Genomic DNA, 17116 nt, shown 5'->3' with positions numbered 1-17116 from the left:
AGCCGCCGGGCCGGCTATCGCTCCTGGATGAGCTCGTCGAGGGCCTCGGGCACCACACACAAGGTGTCGGCGATCTTCTGCACTGTCGTCGAATCGTCGACGGCGCCGGTCAGCGCCTCGCGAGCGCCATCGACGCTGACGCCCGATTCCTCGGCGATCGCCTCAAAGGTCGGATCGAGGCCGACGTCGCCGAACAGTGGCTCGAACTTCACGGGGACGCGAGTTGCTGTCATGCCCGGATGGTAGCCGTTGTGCACTGATGCTTGCTTTGTGTACGAAGTGTGCGACAATCTTTGCGGGGAGTCACGTTGATTCCCTTCAACAGGAAGAAGTTGCAGGATGGCACAAGGAACCGTTAAGTGGTTCAACGGCGAAAAGGGCTTCGGCTTCATCGCCCCCGACGACCAGGGTGAGGACGTTTTCGTTCACTTCTCTGCGATCTCGGGCAACGGATACCGCTCTCTCGAAGAGCAGCAGCGCGTCGAGTTCGACGTCGAGCAGGGCGCCAAAGGTCTTCAGGCCACCAATGTGAGTGCTCTGTAAGCCTCTCATCAGGCCCGACAGCCCCGACACCATCCCGGTGTCGGGGCTGTTGCCGTCTATATCGGCGTTTCCGACCGAGATCCCCCGCGTCCTGTAGGGTTGGGGCACCCCAGCCGGTGCTGACGCACCCTTCGGCAGGACGATCATTTCGCTGCAGCGGCGTCCAGTGAGGAGCGCGGAGATGTCGCGCATTCCCCCGAGTCACCGAGTCCGGAGCCGTCTCCGCACCCCATCGCACGACTGCCCCCACGACATTCAGATGCATCCGGCGAACCTCAAAGGATATGACCATGACCCACGAACTCTTCTCCCACCCGTATGAGGCGACAGGCGAGTCACCACTGCCCACCGACGCGCCGATGTCGGTGCACCTCACATTCTCCGACAGCACCGAAGCGCGCCGCGCCGGAGAACACCGGTCCACCGAATAGCCGCACCCATCGACACCGCCGTACCCATCAGCACATCCGACATCACGGTCTGGCCCACGTGGTGAATTCCATTCTCCGGCCTGAATTTCCGCCGGTACTTTCCTGAGTACCGCCCGCCTCATCCCTGGGAGTCCCGTCACGCCGATGGCGCCTGACAGTGGGGCTCGCACAGAGCAGAAAGCACGAGGCGCATACGTGTCACAGACCGAACAGATCCGCCCCAACCGCAACAATTTCGTCAGCTCCTACACCGAGCTGGCCGCCGAGGTCCGTGCCTCGGGCCTGCTGGAACGCCGACGGAGTTTCTACATCGTCCGCATTGCGGCCACCTCGGTGGCGCTGGTCGCCGCCTGGATCGCGGTCGTCATGCTCGGCGACTCCTGGTGGCAACTGGGCGTCGCGGGCGCCATCGCCATCATCAGCACCCAGTTCGGATTCCTCGGACATGACGGTGCCCACCGGCAGATGTTCGCCTCGTGCGCCGCCAACGAGTGGGTGGCTCGCATCACGGCGGCTGCCGGCGCCGGATTATCGCTGCACTGGTGGCGGGGCAAGCACAATCGACATCACAAGTCGCCGAACCAGATCGGCGTCGATCCCGACATCGCCGACGGCCCCATCGCGTTCGTCCCCGAGGACGCGGCAGCGCGTTCGGGCATTTACGCCTGGTTCACTCGCAGGCAGGGCTGGCTGTTCTTCCCGTTGCTGACCTTCGAAGGGGCCGCACTCCACGTCGCGAGCTATCAAGGGTTGTTTGCGCGAACGCATGTGCCACAACGCTTTTTGGAACTCTCACTCATCACACTGCGACTCGGTCTCGGGTTTGTGCTGCCGTTCGTGGTGATGCCACCGCTGCTGGCGCTCGCCTTCATCCTTATCCAGATGGGCGTGTTCGGGGTCCTGCTCGGCGGCGCCTTCGCTCCGAACCACAAGGGTATGCCGTTGGTTCCCAAGGAGATGCGGGTAGATTTCCTGCGCCGTCAGGTCCTCATGTCACGCAACATCCGCGGTGGACGCTTCACCGATTTCATGATGGGCGGGCTCAACTATCAGATCGAGCACCACCTGTTCCCGAGCATGCCGCGACCCAATCTCGCGAAGGTCCGGCCCCTCGTGCGGGCGCACTGCGCTCGCCACTCGGTCACCTACACCGAGACGTCACTGCTCAATTCCTACGCGATCGTCGTCCGCTACCTCAACCAGGCCGGCCTCGGCGAGCGTGACCCCTTCACCTGCCCGCTGGTGCAGATGTATCGGTGATCCGCCGGCGGCGGCCGCCGCCGGTTCGCTTCCCGCTCACTCATTTGCTTCCCGCTCACCGATCTCGGTGAGCGGGAAGCAAATCGTTGAGCGGGAGCACAGCTACGATCGACCGCCACTCCCCTTCGTTATGCTGTGGTTCATAGTTGCTGACGAGTGGAGTGGGGTTTGACGGACCACTATCGGATTGCCGCGCTGGAGAAGGGTCTGCGGGTGCTGGCCTGCTTCACTCCCAACGAGCGGGCGCTCGGCGTCAGCGAGGTGGCCAGGACGACGAAGATTCCGGTGTCGACGTGCTTTCGGATCCTGCGCACCCTTGAGGACTCGGGTTACGTCGAGCAGCTCGATGACGGCACGTTCACCCCTAGCGCGGCCGTCCTCACGTTGGGGTTCGCCGCGCTGCAGGGCAACGAGGTCGTCGAGGCCACCCGCCTGCCCTTGCGCGAGTTGCAGCGGCACACCCGGGAGACCTGCAGCCTGGCAGTCCTGTCCGGCGCCGACATCGTCTACCTGCTGAGGTACAAGTCGGCCGGATACGTCGTGGGAAATGTGGTGGCCGGGTCGCTGCTTCCGGCCGCGTGCACCGCAATGGGAAAGGTACTGCTGTCCTGTCTGGAGGGCCCCGAGCTGGACGCGACCTTGGCCGGCGTCGACCTGGCGAGCTACCGGATGGGCCCCAATGCCGTGCAGACGATGGACGAACTGCGCGCCGAGCTCGCCACCATCCGGGAACGCGGCTGGGGATCGCAGGACGAGGAGGTGGCCTTCGGCCTGCGCTCGATCTCGCTGCCCGTCATGAACCTGGACGGAGCAGCCGGGGCGATCGCCGTGTCCGTCGAATCCGCGCAGTGGTCGCACGAACGGATGATCGACGAACTCCTCCCTCAGCTTCGGCGCGCCGCCGACAAGGCGTCGATCAGCATGGGCTACTTGCCATCGATCCGACCTTCTCACTAGGTGAAAAATCGCTTCCCGCTTTTCATGGATAGAGAAGCCGAGCGAGCTACCTCCCCGAAATGGCAAGGGCCAGCCAACTTGCCGCGGATCCTGCCCGTGCGAGGTTGAGCTGAGACACCACGCGTGATTAGCGTCGGTGGTGACCCGCTTCACAACAAAGTGGGAAGCATGAAGAAGGAGTTACAACCATGGCGATCATCACCGCCGTCACAGCGCGTTTTCTCGAAGCCACGCCCGAGGCCGGCGTCGTCTTCGGTGCCGGAGACTTCAACACCTACAGCATGGTTCTGGTGGAGATCCACGACGATTCCGGGCACGTCGGCTACGGCGAAGCACTCGCCCGACGCGGGGGTGCCATGACCGCGGTCGCAGTCGAGTCCCTGCTGGCCCCGGTTCTCATCGGGAAAGACCCGCGCAACATCGAGGGCCTGTGGGTCGAGATGGTTCAGCAGTTGCGCACCTGGGGTCACGTGTCGGGTGTGGTGATGGAAGCCGTCTCCGGCGCCGACACCGCTCTGTGGGACCTGGTGGGCAAGATCGAGGGCAAGCCGGTGTGGCAGCTCCTCGCCGGCGCCGGTCGCTCGGAGGTCCCGGTCTACGCCTCGTCGGTCTACATCTCCGACCCCGACACCATGGTCACCGAGGCCCTCGCGCAGCAGGCCCGCGGCTTCAAGCGACTCAAGGTCAAGATCGGCCGCAAGCCGCACGAGGGTGGCCAGGACGCCGACCTCCGCGCACTCTGGGCCATCCGCGAGGCCGTGGGCGATGAGCTGGAACTCGTCGTCGACGCCAACGGTGCCTACGACGCCGCCGGCGCCATCCGGATGGGACGCAAGATGGAGCCGCTGGACATCCGCTGGTTCGAGGAGCCGGTGTTCATGGACGACCTCGGCGGGTACGAGCAGATCCACGGCATGACGTCGACGCCGTTGGCGCGCGGCGAAACCGACTTCGGCATCTTCACGATGCGCGATGTGATCGAAAAGCGCCTCATCGACGTCGTGCAGCCCGACCTCGGCCGTTGCGGGGGCATCACCGGCGCCCGGCACATCTGGACGCTCACCTACGCCCACAACCTGGCCTTCGCCCCGCACACGGGTTTCTCGGGCGGGTACTCGCAGCTGGCCGCGCTGCACGTCTCGGCGGCGGCCCCCGGACTGCTCGCGCTCGAGCACATGTTCATCGACAATCCCTGCCGGGAGATCTTTGTCGGGGGCTACCCCGAGCCCACCAACGGCATGCTGGCCGTTCCGCAGGGCCCCGGCCTGGGCCTGGAACTCGACCTCGAAAAGGTCGACCGCTACACCGTCGAACTGCCGTCGCGGCAGGGCCAGCCCCTCGCATAGCGCACCCCCGGAAGTCCAAGGGCGCAACGATATCGATGCGCCCTTGGACGGCCAACGAACAACCCTCGTTTCTGCCTTCTAAGGATATTCGACAATGAAGTCAATATTGACTCAGTCGCAGACGGAGCACAGCACTATGCGCGGCCTGACCGACAACCGGCGCTTCATCATCGCGTTCGGCTTGTTGCTGATCATCACGCTCGGCTACATCGACCGCGTCAACATGTCCGTGGCCGCGCCGCACATCATCGACCAATTCGACCTCTCCACCGGACAATTCGGCCTGATCACGTCCGTCTTCAACTGGGCCTACATCGTCTTTCTCGTACCGGTGGGCATGATGGCCGACCGATGGGGCGCGCGACTCATCCTGCCGATCAGCATCATCGTCTGGTCCCTGGGTGCCGGCCTGACCGGCGGAGCGCTGGGGCTCACGATGCTCGTCATCGCGCGACTGCTGCTCGGCGCCGGCGAATCGAGCGTCTATCCCGTCGGCAATCTCGTGGTGCGGGAATGGGCGCCGTCGAAGGAACGCGGCATCTTCACCGGCATGCTGAATGCGGGTGCGCTGGTGGGTCCGGCCGTCGGTGCCGTCATCGCCGCCTACCTGATCGCCGCATGGGGCTGGCGCGCATCGTTCTTCATTCTCGGCGCGGCCGGTATCCTCGTCGGAATCGTGTGGTCCATCGTCTACACCACGCCGGAGAAGTCTCGGTGGCTGACGAACACCGAGCGCCAGTTCATTCTCGAGAACCGGGACAGCCCAATCACCCCCGACGGTGCCGCAAAGTTGAGTGTCGGTGCGCTGCTGCGGATGCGGACGATCTGGGGGCTGATGATCACCCAGGGATGCGCCGTCTACACCAACTATCTCTTCCTGAGCTTCCTTCCACTTTATCTCACCACCGAAAAGGGCCTCAAAGATGTGGGCTCCGGCTGGGTCACCGGCATCACGTACGGCATCGCCGCCGTCGGAAGTGTCGGTATCGCCTATATCAGTGACCGGGCCGTCAAGAACACCGACGTGCTCAGTGGCAGCCGGCGCAAGATTGTGAGCCTCACGCTGCTGCTCGGACTTCCGTTGCTGGCGTTGCCGTGGGTGGGCAATTTTGCCCTCGTCGTCATCCTGATCTCCTGGATCCTGCTCGTGATCACCGCGGCCATCACCCTCAACTTCGCGCTGGCGGGCGACCTGACCACCGACAAGTCTTCCGGTGGAAGGGTTTTCGCGCTGGTGACCTTCGGCGGCAACCTCTTCGGTCTGCTCGCACCGATCATCACCGGGTACCTCGTGGACTGGACGAGTGGCTACACCGCGCCATTCCTGGTCGCCGGAGTCCTGCTTCTCATCGGATCGTTCACCAGCCGGTACTTGTCGAATCGTCCGCTACAACGATCCGAGGTGGCTGCCTGATGTACATGCTCGATCTTCTCGTCGAAGGCTTTCCGGCCATCAGCCGAACCCATGGCGGCCTGGGATGGAGCAGCGTCTCGTTGCTCCACGACGGCCAACGGCGCGTGCTGGTGGAAACCGGTCCCCCGGCCTACATTCCGCTTCTACACGAGCGACTCGGCCGGCTCGGCATCACCGCCGACGAGATCACGCACGTGCTGGTGACCCATCTCCATTGGGATCACGTCGGCAACTTCACGATGTTCCCCGGCGCGCAGGTGCTCGTGTCGGAGACCGAAATGGATTGGGCCGCAGCACAGCCGCCGGGAACGACGTTTGTTCCCGATCTCCACGTCAGAGAACTGGCGAACGGTCGCCGCGATGTGCGCCTGGTGCGCGGTGATCAGGAGGTCCTGCCGGGCATCTTCTCGATCGACACGCCCGGCCACACCCCAGGACATATCGCTTTCCGGACCGAAACCCCTACCGGCACCGTTCTCTTCGCCGGCGACTCCGTCAAGAATCGGTATGAGCTCGGCACGGAGACAGCCGCGTCGACGATGGATGCCGCAGCCGGCGTCGCAAGCATCCGGAAGCTGAAATCGTTGATGGAAGCCGACAAGTCCGTGATCATGGTCCCCGGGCATGACGTCCCGCTGAAGATCGTCGGCGGTCAGGTCACCGCACTCATGGAGCAGGAGGCAGACCTCGCGGTCTACCTCAATGCGACCGATGATCCGGTCCGCCTGCAGATCGACTGACGTCGGCCAACCCCAGAGCGACCATCGGGAGAGTCGTGACGGACGCATCGGTGGCCTGTTCGATCATGCCCCGCAGATTCCGCCACGCGCGAGGATGCGCCTGCTGATATCGCTGCAGGGTCTCGGCGGACTCCTCGTCGGACATCGGCCGCGCCCGCGCAGGCTTGTTCCGCGCAGTGCCGATACTGACCTTGCATTCCGGGCAGGCCATCAGATTCCGGTACCACTGAGAGCTCGTACCGAATCCGCTGACGACGACGAGCACGTCCGCCGACGGCCGGTCGACCACCTCGAGACAGACGTACCGCGGGAGGCCGGACCGGCGTCCGAGGTGTTCGAGCATCAGCACCCGCCGACCCAACAGCCATCCGAGATCGTGCCGATAGAGCCAGATGGGGGCGCGGACCACCGAACGGTTCCGAAGCAGGTACGCGCCGACGCGGTCTGTGATGGAAGCCACAACTCCAGCGTAGTAGCAACCCCCGATCCGGCAACGGTGTCCGCAACGCGATAGAGATGAACACATGGGTGATCGCGAGCGGGCCACGGCACGTTGGCTGCGCAGCGTGTTCACCGGATGGCAGATGCCGACGACGCGCCCGGTCGACGACTCCGGAGAAGGAGCCGAGGGTCTTGTGGGTTTCGTGCTGGCCGCAGCCGCGGTCGGGGCGTTGACCGGGCTCGCCGCGGCCGGCTTCCGGATAGCGCTCGTCCATATCGCACACTGGCGCGACTCGCTCGCCGGATGGGCGCACGGCACCGGGTGGGGCCTGGTTGTGGTCGTGGCGATCTGCGCCGTGTGTACCGCGGTGGCGGCGGCGATGGTACGGCGGATCGAACCCCATGCCGAGGGCAGCGGCATACCCCGCGTCGAGGCCGTCGTCGCCGGGCGTGCCGACCCGGGCCGATTCCGCATCCTGCCCATCAAGTACATCGGCGGGTTGCTGTCGATCGGGGCAGGCCTGGCGCTCGGGCGTGAAGGCCCATCGGTGCAGATGGGCGGTTCCATCGCGGTCATCGTGGCCTCCGCGACCCGACGATCGTCGGCAGAGCTGCGAATTCTGGCAGCGGGCGGTGCCGCCGCCGGTCTCGCGACCGCTTTCAACGCTCCGATCGCCGGCGGCGTGTTCGTGCTCGAAGAACTCGTGAAGCGGTTCGATCCGCGGACCACCGTGGCCACCCTCATCGCCTCCGCATCCGGATTTGCCGCCGCATACCCGTTCGTCGGTTCGAGCACCGACTTTCACATGCCTCACCTTCACGACCCCCATATGACCAACGCGGGCTGGGTGTTGGCCGTCGGTGTCCTCTGCGGAGTTCTCGGGGTCCTCTACAACACGGCGATGATGTTCGGTCTGCATGTGGCCGATACGAGTCGACTGCCTGCCGAAGCACGTGCCGCCGGGATCGGATGCGCTGTCGGGATTCTCGTATGGTGCGCTCCTGACCTGGCAGGCAGCGGCGACAACCTGACGCAGAACGCACTTCTCGGACACGGCGCACTCGGTGCGGTGACGGCAGTGCTCGTGCTGCGGTTCGCGCTGGGTGTCGTCTCGTACGCGGCCGCCACACCCGGTGGTCTCTTCGCGCCGATGCTCGTGCTGGGCACGCACACCGGACTCATCGTCGGCCTGGTCGCCGTGCACGTCAGCCCCCACACGGCCCCCGATCCGGCAGCGCTCGCACTCATCGGAATGGCCGCATTCTTCACCGCCAGCGTCCATGCCCCCATCACCGGACTCATTCTCGCGACCGAGCTCACCGGCACCACCAACCAGCTACCGCCGATGCTCGGCGCCTGTGCCACAGCACTTCTCGTCGCGGTCGCGGTGCGCTCGCGACCCATATACGACCGGCTCACCGACCGTGCCGCGGCTCCTGTCGACGCCCGCGCGGCGAGGTAGTAGGGCCGAGTGTCCCCGGGGGTCGGCGCTCCGACCCCACCGCGGTGACCGGTTTACCGGTTGCCGACATCGGGTACTGCCTATCCCAGCTGAGGCGAAATCTCGTAACGGAAGTTCCTGACCGAAGGAGGTCGTGGTGACGACGCACAGGACGACGCTGGAAGACAAGGTCGCCGTGATCGGCGGCGGCGAAAAGAATCTCGGCGGTCTGGTCAGCCGAACGTTCGCCGACGCAGGCGCCCGCGGGGTGGTGGTGCACTATCACAATGACAGTTCCGCCCCAGACGCCGAGCAGACGGTGAAGGCCGTGCAGGAGGCCGGTGCGCAGGCGGTCGCCGTCCAGGCCGACTTGACTCGGCCGAACGACGTCGAGAGCGTCTTCGACACGGCTGTCCGGGAATTCGACGGATTCGACATCGCGGTGAACACCGCCGGAATGGTGCTCCGCAAGCCGATTCTCGATACCACCGAGGACGAGTACGACAAGATGCTCGGTATCAACGCGAAAGCGGCGTTCTTCTTTCTCAAGGAGGCGGGGCGGCGCATCAATGACCGTGGACGGATCGTCACCCTGGTCACCTCGCTCTTGCCTGCCTTCAGCGACGGCTACTCCACCTACAACGGCGGCAAAGCCGCTGCCGAGCACTTCACTCGTGCCGCCGCCAAGGAATTCATCGAGCGTGGCATCTCGGTCAACAATGTGGGGCCCGGCCCGATGGACACCCCCTTCTTCTACCCGCAGGAGACCGATGAACGGGTCGAATTCCACAAGTCGCAAGCGATGGACGATCAACTCACCGATATCGAGGACATCGCGCCGCTGATCAAATATCTCGTCACCGATGGCGGATGGATCACCGGGCAGACCATCTTCGCCAACGGCGGTTACACCACCAGGTGATCACCGTCGCTCATTGCGGGAACTGCAGCAGATAACAAGGATAGGAGAAAGTTGATGGCTGACAACAACAGTGGGCCCTCGGAGGGCGTCAAGGGCGTCGTCGAAGACGCCAAGGGCAAGGTGAAAGAAGCTGCCGGCGCCTTGAGCGGTCAGGACAACTTGACCCGCGAGGGCCGGGCCCAGCAGGACAAGGCCGACTCCCAGCGCGAGGTCGCGGAGAAAGAAGCAGCCGCCGACAAGGCACGCGCGCAGGCCAAGACCGACGAACAGCGGGAGAAGAACGAGCAGCAGTAGCGCTCGGCCCCCGTCCCCCGGGGTCGGAATCGGTACGACATGGCTCTCGGTTTCCGGGAGCCATGTCGTACCGATTCGCGGGGTGGTGCTGATCCAGTTCTTGGTGTTCGGGGGTGGACTCGATATGGCGCGCAAGGACAGGACGGCACATGACGCGACCTGGCCGATCACCACCAGTCTCCCCGCGGATACCCATGAGAAGCCTGTCGCGCGACGCGAGCCGTGTAACACGGAACCAGTACTACACTGACTTCGTGGCGAACCTGACCATCACCGTCGACGACAAGACACTGAAGCGAGCGCGGATACGGGCGATCGAACGCGGCGAATCAGTGAATCAGTATCTTGCACAACGTCTTATCGAGTGCGCCGACGGATGCCGACGATTCCCGTCGGCAACGCGCGGCTGTCGACTTTGTTCACCTATCGCGCTCGTTGAGTGGAACCACCAGCGGCGCCGGCTGGACGCGCGAAGAACTCTACGACGAGCCCCACAAGGCCGATCAGTGACCGTATTCCTGGACACAAATCTTATCGCCTACCAATTCGACGACAGCTTCCCCGACAAGCAGTCACGTGCGCGCGACCTGTTCGGCGCGAATGCCACGAATGCGGTCGTCAGCACGCAAGTGCTCATCGAGTTGCACTCGGTACTCACACGCCAACTCGGCCGGACGCGCACCGATGCTGCAAGAATCCTCGACGCGCTGCCGAAGCGGCAGCCCGGGCAGCTGCGACGAACTCTGGACCGAGGACCTGACACACGGCAACACACGTCGGGGCGTGCGGATCGTCAACCCGCTACGGTGACCCGCCCGGAATCGGTACGACATGGCTCTCGGTTTCCGGGAGCCATGTCTTACCGATTCGCGAGGTGATGGCGACGAACTGCCTCCAGCGTCGGTCTGCCGCCGAGGTGCTGGGTGGTCGATGCCGCAGCCGCCGATGCCACCTGCCCGGCGCGACGTGGATCGGCGCCGGTCCGCAACGCCGCATTGAGTCCGGCGACGAAGGCGTCTCCCGCACCCGTGGTGTCCTGCACCGGTACGTCGGCATGCGGGTAGAGCTCGCTGCCATCGCGCCAGACCAGCAGGTCGCCGACGTCGGGAATCGCCAACGCCACCAGCGACGGACCTTCGGCCAGAAGCTTGCGGGCGAGTCCGCGGGCCGCCGACTGCGTCGTGGGAGCGGCGTCGTCGGCGATCAGCGCGGCCTCCTCGGCGTCGGCACGCAGCACATCGAGCAGCGGCAGTAGGTCGGCCCGGAGGTCTGGTTGCACGGCGCCGTCCGCGACGACCCGCGCGCCGGCGACCCTCCCCCGCCGCGCGGCTGCCAGCACGGTCTGTCCCGGCTGCTGCAACTGGAGCGACACGGTGTCGGCGCGGGCGATGAGCGCCGCCGACTGCTCGATGTCGGGCACACCGCAAAGCGCCTCCGCCGGAACATCTTCGAACAATCGTCGACTGGCCGGCTCGTCGACGAGGTCGACCAGCAACGCCGTGCGGCCACGACGAACCACCCCGGTGACATCGATGACGTCCCGGACCGCCTGGGCGACCGCGTCGTCGCCGTACCGATCGGTTCCGGCAACCCCGATCAACGACACCTCGACACCCAATTGGGCAAGTCCCACAGCCTGATTGGCGCCCTTGCCGCCGAGCGCCTCGTGCCATTGCACGATCGGGGCCGTCCCGCCCGGCTCGGGCAGGCCGTCCGTTCGGATTACCAGATCACGCCCGATCTGGCCGATCACCACCACGCTCACGCCACCAGAGTCCCCGCGGGTGTGCGCCGAGAAACCTACCGCCGATCACCTAAATATCAAGCGGTTTCCGAGAGAGTGAAACCTACCGTTTCCGGGCGTTCGGCACACAACACCAGATCAGTCATACACTGGCCAAGTACGCAGCCATCGCAGATTCTCGGCGCTGCCATGATCGGCACTGACGCCTATCGCATCCGCGTCGGAAACTCCCGGGTCGTCTATCTCATCGAGGATTCGATCCGCGTCGTCACTGTCACCCGAATCGCTCACGCGGATAGGTTTACCGATGACCACACCACATCTCGTCCCGGTCAGTGAGGCCAAGGGGCGTCTCTCCGAACTCGTCAGGGACGCCGATGACGACAACGTCGTCATCATGAACTACGGACGTCCTGCCGCCGTCCTCATTTCCACGCGGCGCTATGACGACCTCATGGCACACATCGACGACCTCGAAGACCGTCTGTCAGCCCACGAGCGCGACGACGTCACCATGCCTCTGGACAAGGTGATGGCCGAACTCGGTCTCGATGACTAGCCATGCCACGTCCACCGCTACCCCCAGGCACCTGGGAGCGGATCACCCGCCCGGCTGTGGCTCGCCATGCGCGTCGAATTCGGTGACCACGCGGTGGACACCCTCGACGATGACCACGAACTGATCGCCCTGCAGATCACCCCCAGCCTCGGTGACATCCGAGTCGGAGAGGCACCGTCGGCGTCCTCGACCGGTTCCGGCGTGTGGTGCCGACCAATGCGCGGTCCCGGCGGCACCACACCGCGCTATCGGGATGCTCACGCTCGACGCCCAGCATGACGCGATCCACCGCAACCCCATCAACGACACCACCCGCCGCACCTGCCGGCACACGCCCGCACGATCAGCGAGCTGCAGCAGTCGCGGATATGCATCGCCGCCTGGTCTGACACCAACCGTTACGGTCCGAAACGCGGCACCGACTTTCCCGACCTCGCCGACCTCCTGATCGGATCGGACCTTCGGCGGGTGAGCAAAAAAACGGCCCCTCCTCGGTTCGGGAGAGGCCGCCTGATCTGGTGTTCTCGGTGGAGCTAAGGGGAATCGAACCCCTTGTCACTCCTGCGGAAATGCCCCTTGACCTGCGCCGGAGCGTTTTGCAGCAGGCTCGGAGGCAGACGCGCGACCAGGAAGTTTGTTGGCGTGTTGTTGCCTAGGCAACAGGGCAACTAGTCCAGGTGCTCCAGCTCCTCGGCCGCGAACACTCCCCGATCCCCGTCGTCGAGGTCGACCGCGATCAGTGGTCGCAGATCGCCCGCCACCTTGCCCCACCGGTCGGCGCCAATGACGTGCACGCAGTCCCCTCCAACGACGAAACCGGCCCCACCCTCGCGATGAGGATGGGGCTGGTGTCAGTCCAGGTGCTCGATCTCGTGTGCGGCGAAGAGTCCGAGGTCCCCGTCGTCGAGGGTGATGGAGATCCAGCGGCGCTCGGATAGGAAGCCGTCAACGACGAAAACCGCCGACTGTGCCCGCTGTCAGGTGAGCACCGTGTGCCGCATCAGCCACCCGCGGATTCGGGCTGCTGTGGCGGGTGTGTGCACCCCGGCGTAGACGACGGTGCGCTGACCGCGGGTGCGGATGGCCGCTTCCGCGCTGTTGGATGTGGAACTTGCAATTCTCTCGTGAGGCAGGGTGGCTCCGGCGATGGTGGCGGTAGTTCGTCCGGTTGGTCGGTCGTACCAGAATTTGCCGCCGCTATCGACGAGGCCGTAGGTGTCACACCGGTTTCCGACGGTCAGCGGGAGCGTGACGAAGTCCTGGCCGACCATCCCGCCGCCGGTGTAGCGGGCTCCGACGGACCATTGTGATCGTGTGCTTGCCCGTGGATGTGGTTTTCCAAAGCGTCAGGGCTCGCTGCGCGTTGCCCCCAGTCGGAGTTCCCAGCGGAGTGTCGATTCGGATGTCTCCGACCAGGCAGTACGTCCGCCCAGGGCGCATCCCCAGGCGAAACGCGTCCGCATCCCCAGCGAGTCCCGCCCAGCAGTCGAGGTCGGTGTTGCCATCGGCGTTCTGGATTCTCCATGACCGCATCCCCTCGGACGCCCAGGCTGTGTCGGTAGCGATCGTGGTCTTCATCTGGTTCAGCCCCGTGCCTACCGTCGAATCGGCGGTCGCGGCACGAGGGGGCAGCATGTTCGGCCAGATCCGTTCGCGGTCGTCGCGGACGAGCGCGGCCCTCACGCCGCGGCCCGCAGGTCAGCCGAGGATCGGGATCCCGACGCTCTCGCTCGCGTTCGTCGCACCCTGCCAAGAGAGCGCAGAGAGAGAGAGAGAGAGAGAGAGAGAGAGCGGCTCGGCTACCAGCGTCATGCCTGTTGCCTCAATCCAGTCGCCGGCCTGGCCGCCGAAAATGTATGTGGTTAAAGCTGATCCAGGGTTGTCGCTGGACGGCTGGCGGGGTCCTGGTCGGATTGTCACCAGCGTCCACACGCCCGCGGGCAAGGTTCTCGGTGTGCCGGACACATTTCCCGGGAGCCACCGTTCCAAGGTGGGAGTTATCTCGACGGTCTTCGAGCACCGCAGCCACATCGAGATGAAGAAACGCTTCCCCGCACCCCACAGGGGCCGGAGAGCGGGATCGCTTGCCGTCGTGTTGAGTCCCGAGTACACACCCCACGCACCCGTGGTGTCGTCGTGGAGGGTGGTGCGGATGGCCTTCGTCCACCCCGTCGGGTGGCCGGTGACCGCCTGGGTAGAGTTCGTTGCCGCGCCTGTGGCCGAGTACGCGCCCCACTGGAATCCGATTCCGTTTACCAGCGTGTCCGATTTCAACTCGCCGTTCGGCTGCGGGTAGAGGTTGCGGACTGGCGCCAGTCGGGTGTCGGCCATCGTTGCCGCGCGCATCACGCCACATCCTCGACGTCGGCGGGCGGCGTCGGATCAACCCACGGCACCAGCCCGGCCGTCGGCACCGACACCTCGGCGAGCGCCGCCCGCACCGCGACATCCGTGTCACGGTCCGGGGACGTGATGTCGATCCAGTGCGCCACGACCGTGTGCACATCGGCCGGGTCAGCCAGCGGGGTCACCGACCGCACTGTCCCGCCCGCAGCCTGCACCGCGGCCACCGCCGCATCCAACCGCTCCTGTGGTGTGTCCATGCGTCAGACTCCTGTCCCTGTGCCGATTGCGAGGGCCTGCGCCCCAATGCCGCCAATCCACTCCGACCCCGTCCACGTGAGCGTCCACAGATCACGCGCATTCGGCGACGTCGACATCACCGGCGTCACGCCGTACGCCCACGACACCTGAGACCCGCCCGACTGCTTGAACACCAGCGACCGACCACCCGTCGCATCCTGCGTCACCTCGATGATGATCGAATATGCTTTGCCTGCAACACCGTTCGGCAGGGTGACCGTCGCGTTCCCCGTCAAACGTCGCTTCCACCACCGCGACTGCGACACATCAGCCGACGACGGCGACACCGCCCCCGACCAATCCGAGCTGGCCGCCACCGCGATCACCGTCTCGTCACGCGCCGACTCGGCCGCGGCCTTCGCCGCCACCGCGGCATCCCGCGCAGACTCGGCCGCAGTCTTCGCTGAGCCCGCCGCCGTCGCCGAACTCGCCGCGGCGGCCGCCGATGCGCTCGCCTCCTCAGCCTTCGTCGACGCCGTCGACGCCGACCCCGACGCGCCCGACGCCGACCCGGCAGCCGCGGTCGCCGACGCGCCAGCCGCCGACTCCGACGCCGATGCTGCGGTCGCCGCCGCCGTAGCCGTGTCCCTCGCGGCCCCCGCATCATCGAGCACATCAGCCGCGTGCGCCGTCAGCCATGAGGCGACAGCATCGGTGAGCGTGTCTGCCGGGGTGCCGGGCGGGATGCTGAACATGATGAGGTCTTTGAGGTCCGCGTCGCCGTCGACGTTGATGTCGACGAACCGTGAGCCGTCGAGGCCGGTGACTCGCCACGCGCCATCCGGCAGATCGACCGTCGCCGGTTCGTTGCTGCGGAAGATGGTCTCACGGGCCGACAGAGTCGGGGTGATGATCTCGCCGTTCGCGGTTGACATGGCGCGCGGCTTGAACGTCAGCCGCCCTCCCTTGCCGTCCTGACCGTCGACAGTGAAGGTGATGGTGCTCATGGTGTGTCCTCCTTGGCGGGGATCATGTAGGTCTCCTCGGCGATCTGGTCAGTCCATGGTGATCGGGTCGATGTCGATCACGCTGTCTTCGGCCATGACGATGGGTTCGATGTCGACCACGCCGCCTGTGGCTACCGGGCTGGTTGGAGAATGGAAGTAGTGCAGCCGCGTGTAGGTGCCTGCAGGGACGGTCAGCTGTGCGGCGCCGACGATCTGCCCGTCCTGGTGTCGCCATGTGATCTGGGCACGGTGGTCGGGGTCGTCGCTGACGCCGACGTAGACGGGCCACACTCCGAGGTCGATGTCCATCCCGGCGGCGAGCGGGTCGAGGTCGGGCATGTCAGACCACGGCCAGGGTTGGTGTCACGACGATCTGGCCGGGCGCGTTGAGCACGATCGATGGGCTCAGCGCCGCGTTGTCGATCATGGTGTTGCCGGTGGCCGCGCTCGCGATGAAGCCGTGGGTGTAGGTCCCGGACTGTGCGTTGATGATGACTGCCGCCCCGGTGCGGACCCCGCCACTCGCCGCCGCCCATGTGGTGGCGACGCGGGCGTAGCTGCCACCGGATGCCTCGTTCGCCGGGGTGGCTGTGGTGCCGGGTGCTCCGGTGGCCAGCCCGACGTGCGCGCCGAGTCCGGCGAGCGCGTCGACGAGCGCGTTCTTGGTTGCTGTGACATTCACTGGGGGTTCCCTTTCATTGTCGTGCTCTGATCCATGCGCGGCCGTCCGCGCCGTCCGCGCCGTTCTGCTGCCCGTTGACCAGGCCGCCGCCGCCGCCACCACCTCCGGCGCCTGGTGCAACACCGGCACCGGGGCTGCTGGTGCCCGATCCTGATGCCCCGCCGGTGCCACCGACGTAGGTTTGGCCGTCCACGGTGGCGTTGCCGGGGCTACCGCCAGCAGTGACTGTGCCCGCCTGGTCACCCAGCCCACCGACACCGCCCGGGGCTGTCAGGGTGCCCAGGCCGGTGACGGACAGGCTGGTGTCGCCGCCCGCCGTCCCGTTGAGTCCGCCGCCCACGCCCTTGGCCCCGATGGTGATGGTGATAGCAGTCGCTGTCCACGGAAAGTCGACGCCCCGTTCCAGAATGCCGGTCGTCCACGTGCCAGCCGCGCCACCGCGCCCGGTGAACGCACTGAACGCGTTGTGTCTGCCGCCGCCACCGCCCGCGCCGAGTGTCGCGTAGGCGATGTAGCGGCACCACCACGGGATCGTGTAGCTGTAGGTGCCTGGTGTCGGATAGGTGGCGCTGGCCGGTGCGGTGGCCGGGAATCCGGCGGTCATTGACGACCCGCCGGTGGCCGACATCGCCATCGTGGATGCCATGCGCGCGAACGCACCCCACGACATGCCCGCTTGGGCTGCTACTGCCAGTGACGACGGGTAGAGCTTCTGTTCGGCGGTTGCCGCGGTGAGCGCGCTCGCCGACAC

23 protein-coding genes are annotated in these 17116 nt (G+C 65.8%); 14 read left to right on the top strand and 9 right to left on the bottom strand.

The window, feature by feature from the left end:
* Positions 1-14 precede the first annotated feature (14 nt).
* On the bottom strand, positions 15-233 hold the full coding sequence (locus tag ACPXB3_RS16485) for a hypothetical protein (RefSeq protein ID WP_425706466.1): 219 nt from the start codon (positions 231-233) through the stop codon (positions 15-17).
* 106 nt (positions 234-339) lie between these two features.
* Between ACPXB3_RS16485 and ACPXB3_RS16480 the strand changes: the two genes are divergently transcribed.
* The 7 genes from ACPXB3_RS16480 to ACPXB3_RS16450 all read left to right on the top strand — a co-directional run bounded on the left by ACPXB3_RS16480 (position 340) and on the right by ACPXB3_RS16450 (position 6691).
* Positions 340-543, top strand: coding sequence for a cold-shock protein (locus ACPXB3_RS16480; protein ID WP_425706467.1), 204 nt, complete (start codon positions 340-342; stop codon positions 541-543).
* Between the two features lie 290 nt (positions 544-833).
* Entirely contained in the window at positions 834-974 is a 141-nt protein-coding gene (locus tag ACPXB3_RS16475) for a hypothetical protein (RefSeq protein ID WP_425706468.1), read from the top strand.
* Positions 975-1169: 195 nt separating this feature from the next.
* Entirely contained in the window at positions 1170-2234 is a 1065-nt protein-coding gene (locus tag ACPXB3_RS16470) for a fatty acid desaturase family protein (protein WP_425706469.1), read from the top strand.
* Positions 2235-2402: 168 nt separating this feature from the next.
* Positions 2403-3191: an IclR family transcriptional regulator gene (locus ACPXB3_RS16465; protein ID WP_425728507.1), complete on the top strand. Its 789-nt coding sequence runs from the start codon at positions 2403-2405 to the stop codon at positions 3189-3191.
* A gap of 188 nt (positions 3192-3379) precedes the next feature.
* Positions 3380-4537: a mandelate racemase/muconate lactonizing enzyme family protein gene (locus ACPXB3_RS16460; RefSeq protein WP_425728505.1), complete on the top strand. Its 1158-nt coding sequence runs from the start codon at positions 3380-3382 to the stop codon at positions 4535-4537.
* 136 nt (positions 4538-4673) lie between these two features.
* Positions 4674-5951, top strand: coding sequence for an MFS transporter (locus ACPXB3_RS16455; protein WP_425728504.1), 1278 nt, complete (start codon positions 4674-4676; stop codon positions 5949-5951).
* On the top strand, positions 5951-6691 hold the full coding sequence (locus ACPXB3_RS16450; protein ID WP_425706473.1) for an MBL fold metallo-hydrolase: 741 nt from the start codon (positions 5951-5953) through the stop codon (positions 6689-6691). The genes ACPXB3_RS16455 and ACPXB3_RS16450 overlap by 1 nt, the downstream gene beginning before the upstream one ends.
* On the opposite strand, the gene ACPXB3_RS16445 is transcribed toward ACPXB3_RS16450, so the two are convergent.
* Positions 6651-7151, bottom strand: coding sequence for a nitroreductase family deazaflavin-dependent oxidoreductase (locus tag ACPXB3_RS16445; protein ID WP_425728502.1), 501 nt, complete (start codon positions 7149-7151; stop codon positions 6651-6653). The two genes, ACPXB3_RS16450 and ACPXB3_RS16445, sit on opposite strands and share 41 nt — an antisense overlap.
* 64 nt (positions 7152-7215) lie before the next feature.
* Here ACPXB3_RS16445 and ACPXB3_RS16440 point away from each other — a divergent pair, with 64 nt between their 5' ends.
* From ACPXB3_RS16440 to ACPXB3_RS16425, 4 genes are all read left to right on the top strand, one after another.
* On the top strand, positions 7216-8595 hold the full coding sequence (locus ACPXB3_RS16440) for a ClC family H(+)/Cl(-) exchange transporter (RefSeq protein ID WP_425728500.1): 1380 nt from the start codon (positions 7216-7218) through the stop codon (positions 8593-8595).
* A gap of 136 nt (positions 8596-8731) precedes the next feature.
* Positions 8732-9496 (top strand): SDR family oxidoreductase, encoded by a 765-nt coding sequence (locus ACPXB3_RS16435; RefSeq protein WP_425728499.1) that lies wholly within the window; start codon positions 8732-8734, stop codon positions 9494-9496.
* A 54-nt stretch (positions 9497-9550) separates the two neighbouring features.
* Entirely contained in the window at positions 9551-9790 is a 240-nt protein-coding gene (locus ACPXB3_RS16430; protein WP_425706476.1) for a CsbD family protein, read from the top strand.
* 254 nt (positions 9791-10044) lie between these two features.
* Positions 10045-10668 carry a hypothetical protein gene (locus ACPXB3_RS16425; RefSeq protein ID WP_425728497.1) on the top strand — a complete coding sequence of 208 codons (624 nt, stop codon included), beginning with the start codon at positions 10045-10047 and terminating at the stop codon, positions 10666-10668.
* On the opposite strand, the gene ACPXB3_RS16420 is transcribed toward ACPXB3_RS16425, so the two are convergent.
* Positions 10650-11555, bottom strand: coding sequence for a PfkB family carbohydrate kinase (locus tag ACPXB3_RS16420; protein WP_425728495.1), 906 nt, complete (start codon positions 11553-11555; stop codon positions 10650-10652). The two genes, ACPXB3_RS16425 and ACPXB3_RS16420, sit on opposite strands and share 19 nt — an antisense overlap.
* A gap of 286 nt (positions 11556-11841) precedes the next feature.
* Here ACPXB3_RS16420 and ACPXB3_RS16415 point away from each other — a divergent pair, with 286 nt between their 5' ends.
* Positions 11842-12093 carry a type II toxin-antitoxin system prevent-host-death family antitoxin gene (locus tag ACPXB3_RS16415; protein WP_425728493.1) on the top strand — a complete coding sequence of 84 codons (252 nt, stop codon included), beginning with the start codon at positions 11842-11844 and terminating at the stop codon, positions 12091-12093.
* Positions 12094-12135: 42 nt separating this feature from the next.
* Here ACPXB3_RS16415 and ACPXB3_RS16410 read toward each other — a convergent pair whose 3' ends face one another.
* Positions 12136-12405, bottom strand: coding sequence for a hypothetical protein (locus ACPXB3_RS16410; protein WP_425728491.1), 270 nt, complete (start codon positions 12403-12405; stop codon positions 12136-12138).
* Positions 12406-12770: 365 nt separating this feature from the next.
* Here ACPXB3_RS16410 and ACPXB3_RS16405 point away from each other — a divergent pair, with 365 nt between their 5' ends.
* Positions 12771-13031: a hypothetical protein gene (locus ACPXB3_RS16405; protein WP_425728489.1), complete on the top strand. Its 261-nt coding sequence runs from the start codon at positions 12771-12773 to the stop codon at positions 13029-13031.
* Between the two features lie 560 nt (positions 13032-13591).
* Positions 13592-14389: a hypothetical protein gene (locus ACPXB3_RS16400; RefSeq protein ID WP_425728487.1), complete on the top strand. Its 798-nt coding sequence runs from the start codon at positions 13592-13594 to the stop codon at positions 14387-14389.
* Between the two features lie 49 nt (positions 14390-14438).
* On the opposite strand, the gene ACPXB3_RS16395 is transcribed toward ACPXB3_RS16400, so the two are convergent.
* The 5 genes from ACPXB3_RS16395 to ACPXB3_RS16375 all read right to left on the bottom strand — a co-directional run.
* Positions 14439-14696 (bottom strand): hypothetical protein, encoded by a 258-nt coding sequence (locus ACPXB3_RS16395; RefSeq protein ID WP_425728485.1) that lies wholly within the window; start codon positions 14694-14696, stop codon positions 14439-14441.
* 3 nt (positions 14697-14699) lie between these two features.
* Entirely contained in the window at positions 14700-15683 is a 984-nt protein-coding gene (locus ACPXB3_RS16390; RefSeq protein WP_425728483.1) for a hypothetical protein, read from the bottom strand.
* Between the two features lie 48 nt (positions 15684-15731).
* Complete coding sequence (locus ACPXB3_RS16385; RefSeq protein WP_425728481.1) at positions 15732-16022, bottom strand: hypothetical protein; 291 nt, start codon at positions 16020-16022, stop codon at positions 15732-15734.
* 1 nt (position 16023) lies between these two features.
* Positions 16024-16365, bottom strand: a complete 342-nt coding sequence (locus tag ACPXB3_RS16380; RefSeq protein ID WP_425728479.1) for a phage tail fiber protein — start codon at positions 16363-16365, stop codon at positions 16024-16026.
* A 13-nt stretch (positions 16366-16378) separates the two neighbouring features.
* Positions 16379-17116: hypothetical protein (locus ACPXB3_RS16375; RefSeq protein ID WP_425728477.1), on the bottom strand; the 738-nt coding region annotated here is incomplete at its 5' end.

The sequence above is a fragment of the Gordonia sp. DT219 genome, assembly GCF_049847065.1.
Lineage (GTDB): Bacteria > Actinomycetota > Actinomycetes > Mycobacteriales > Mycobacteriaceae > Gordonia.
The sequence above is the reverse complement of the archived record's forward strand: the minus strand, read 5'-3'. Positions and strand labels throughout refer to the sequence as shown.

Coding starts and splice junctions, on each gene's coding strand:
- ACPXB3_RS16480 (WP_425706467.1), top strand. CDS start 340: ATGGCACAAGGAACCGTTAAGTGGTTCAACGGCGAAAAGGGCTTCGGC.
- ACPXB3_RS16475 (WP_425706468.1), top strand. CDS start 834: ATGACCCACGAACTCTTCTCCCACCCGTATGAGGCGACAGGCGAGTCA.
- ACPXB3_RS16455 (WP_425728504.1), top strand. CDS start 4,674: ATGCGCGGCCTGACCGACAACCGGCGCTTCATCATCGCGTTCGGCTTG.
- ACPXB3_RS16395 (WP_425728485.1), bottom strand. CDS start 14,696: ATGGACACACCACAGGAGCGGTTGGATGCGGCGGTGGCCGCGGTGCAG.
- ACPXB3_RS16450 (WP_425706473.1), top strand. CDS start 5,951: ATGTACATGCTCGATCTTCTCGTCGAAGGCTTTCCGGCCATCAGCCGA.
- ACPXB3_RS16390 (WP_425728483.1), bottom strand. CDS start 15,683: ATGAGCACCATCACCTTCACTGTCGACGGTCAGGACGGCAAGGGAGGG.
- ACPXB3_RS16460 (WP_425728505.1), top strand. CDS start 3,380: ATGGCGATCATCACCGCCGTCACAGCGCGTTTTCTCGAAGCCACGCCC.
- ACPXB3_RS16430 (WP_425706476.1), top strand. CDS start 9,551: ATGGCTGACAACAACAGTGGGCCCTCGGAGGGCGTCAAGGGCGTCGTC.
- ACPXB3_RS16485 (WP_425706466.1), bottom strand. CDS start 233: ATGACAGCAACTCGCGTCCCCGTGAAGTTCGAGCCACTGTTCGGCGAC.
- ACPXB3_RS16385 (WP_425728481.1), bottom strand. CDS start 16,022: ATGCCCGACCTCGACCCGCTCGCCGCCGGGATGGACATCGACCTCGGA.
- ACPXB3_RS16440 (WP_425728500.1), top strand. CDS start 7,216: ATGGGTGATCGCGAGCGGGCCACGGCACGTTGGCTGCGCAGCGTGTTC.
- ACPXB3_RS16415 (WP_425728493.1), top strand. CDS start 11,842: ATGACCACACCACATCTCGTCCCGGTCAGTGAGGCCAAGGGGCGTCTC.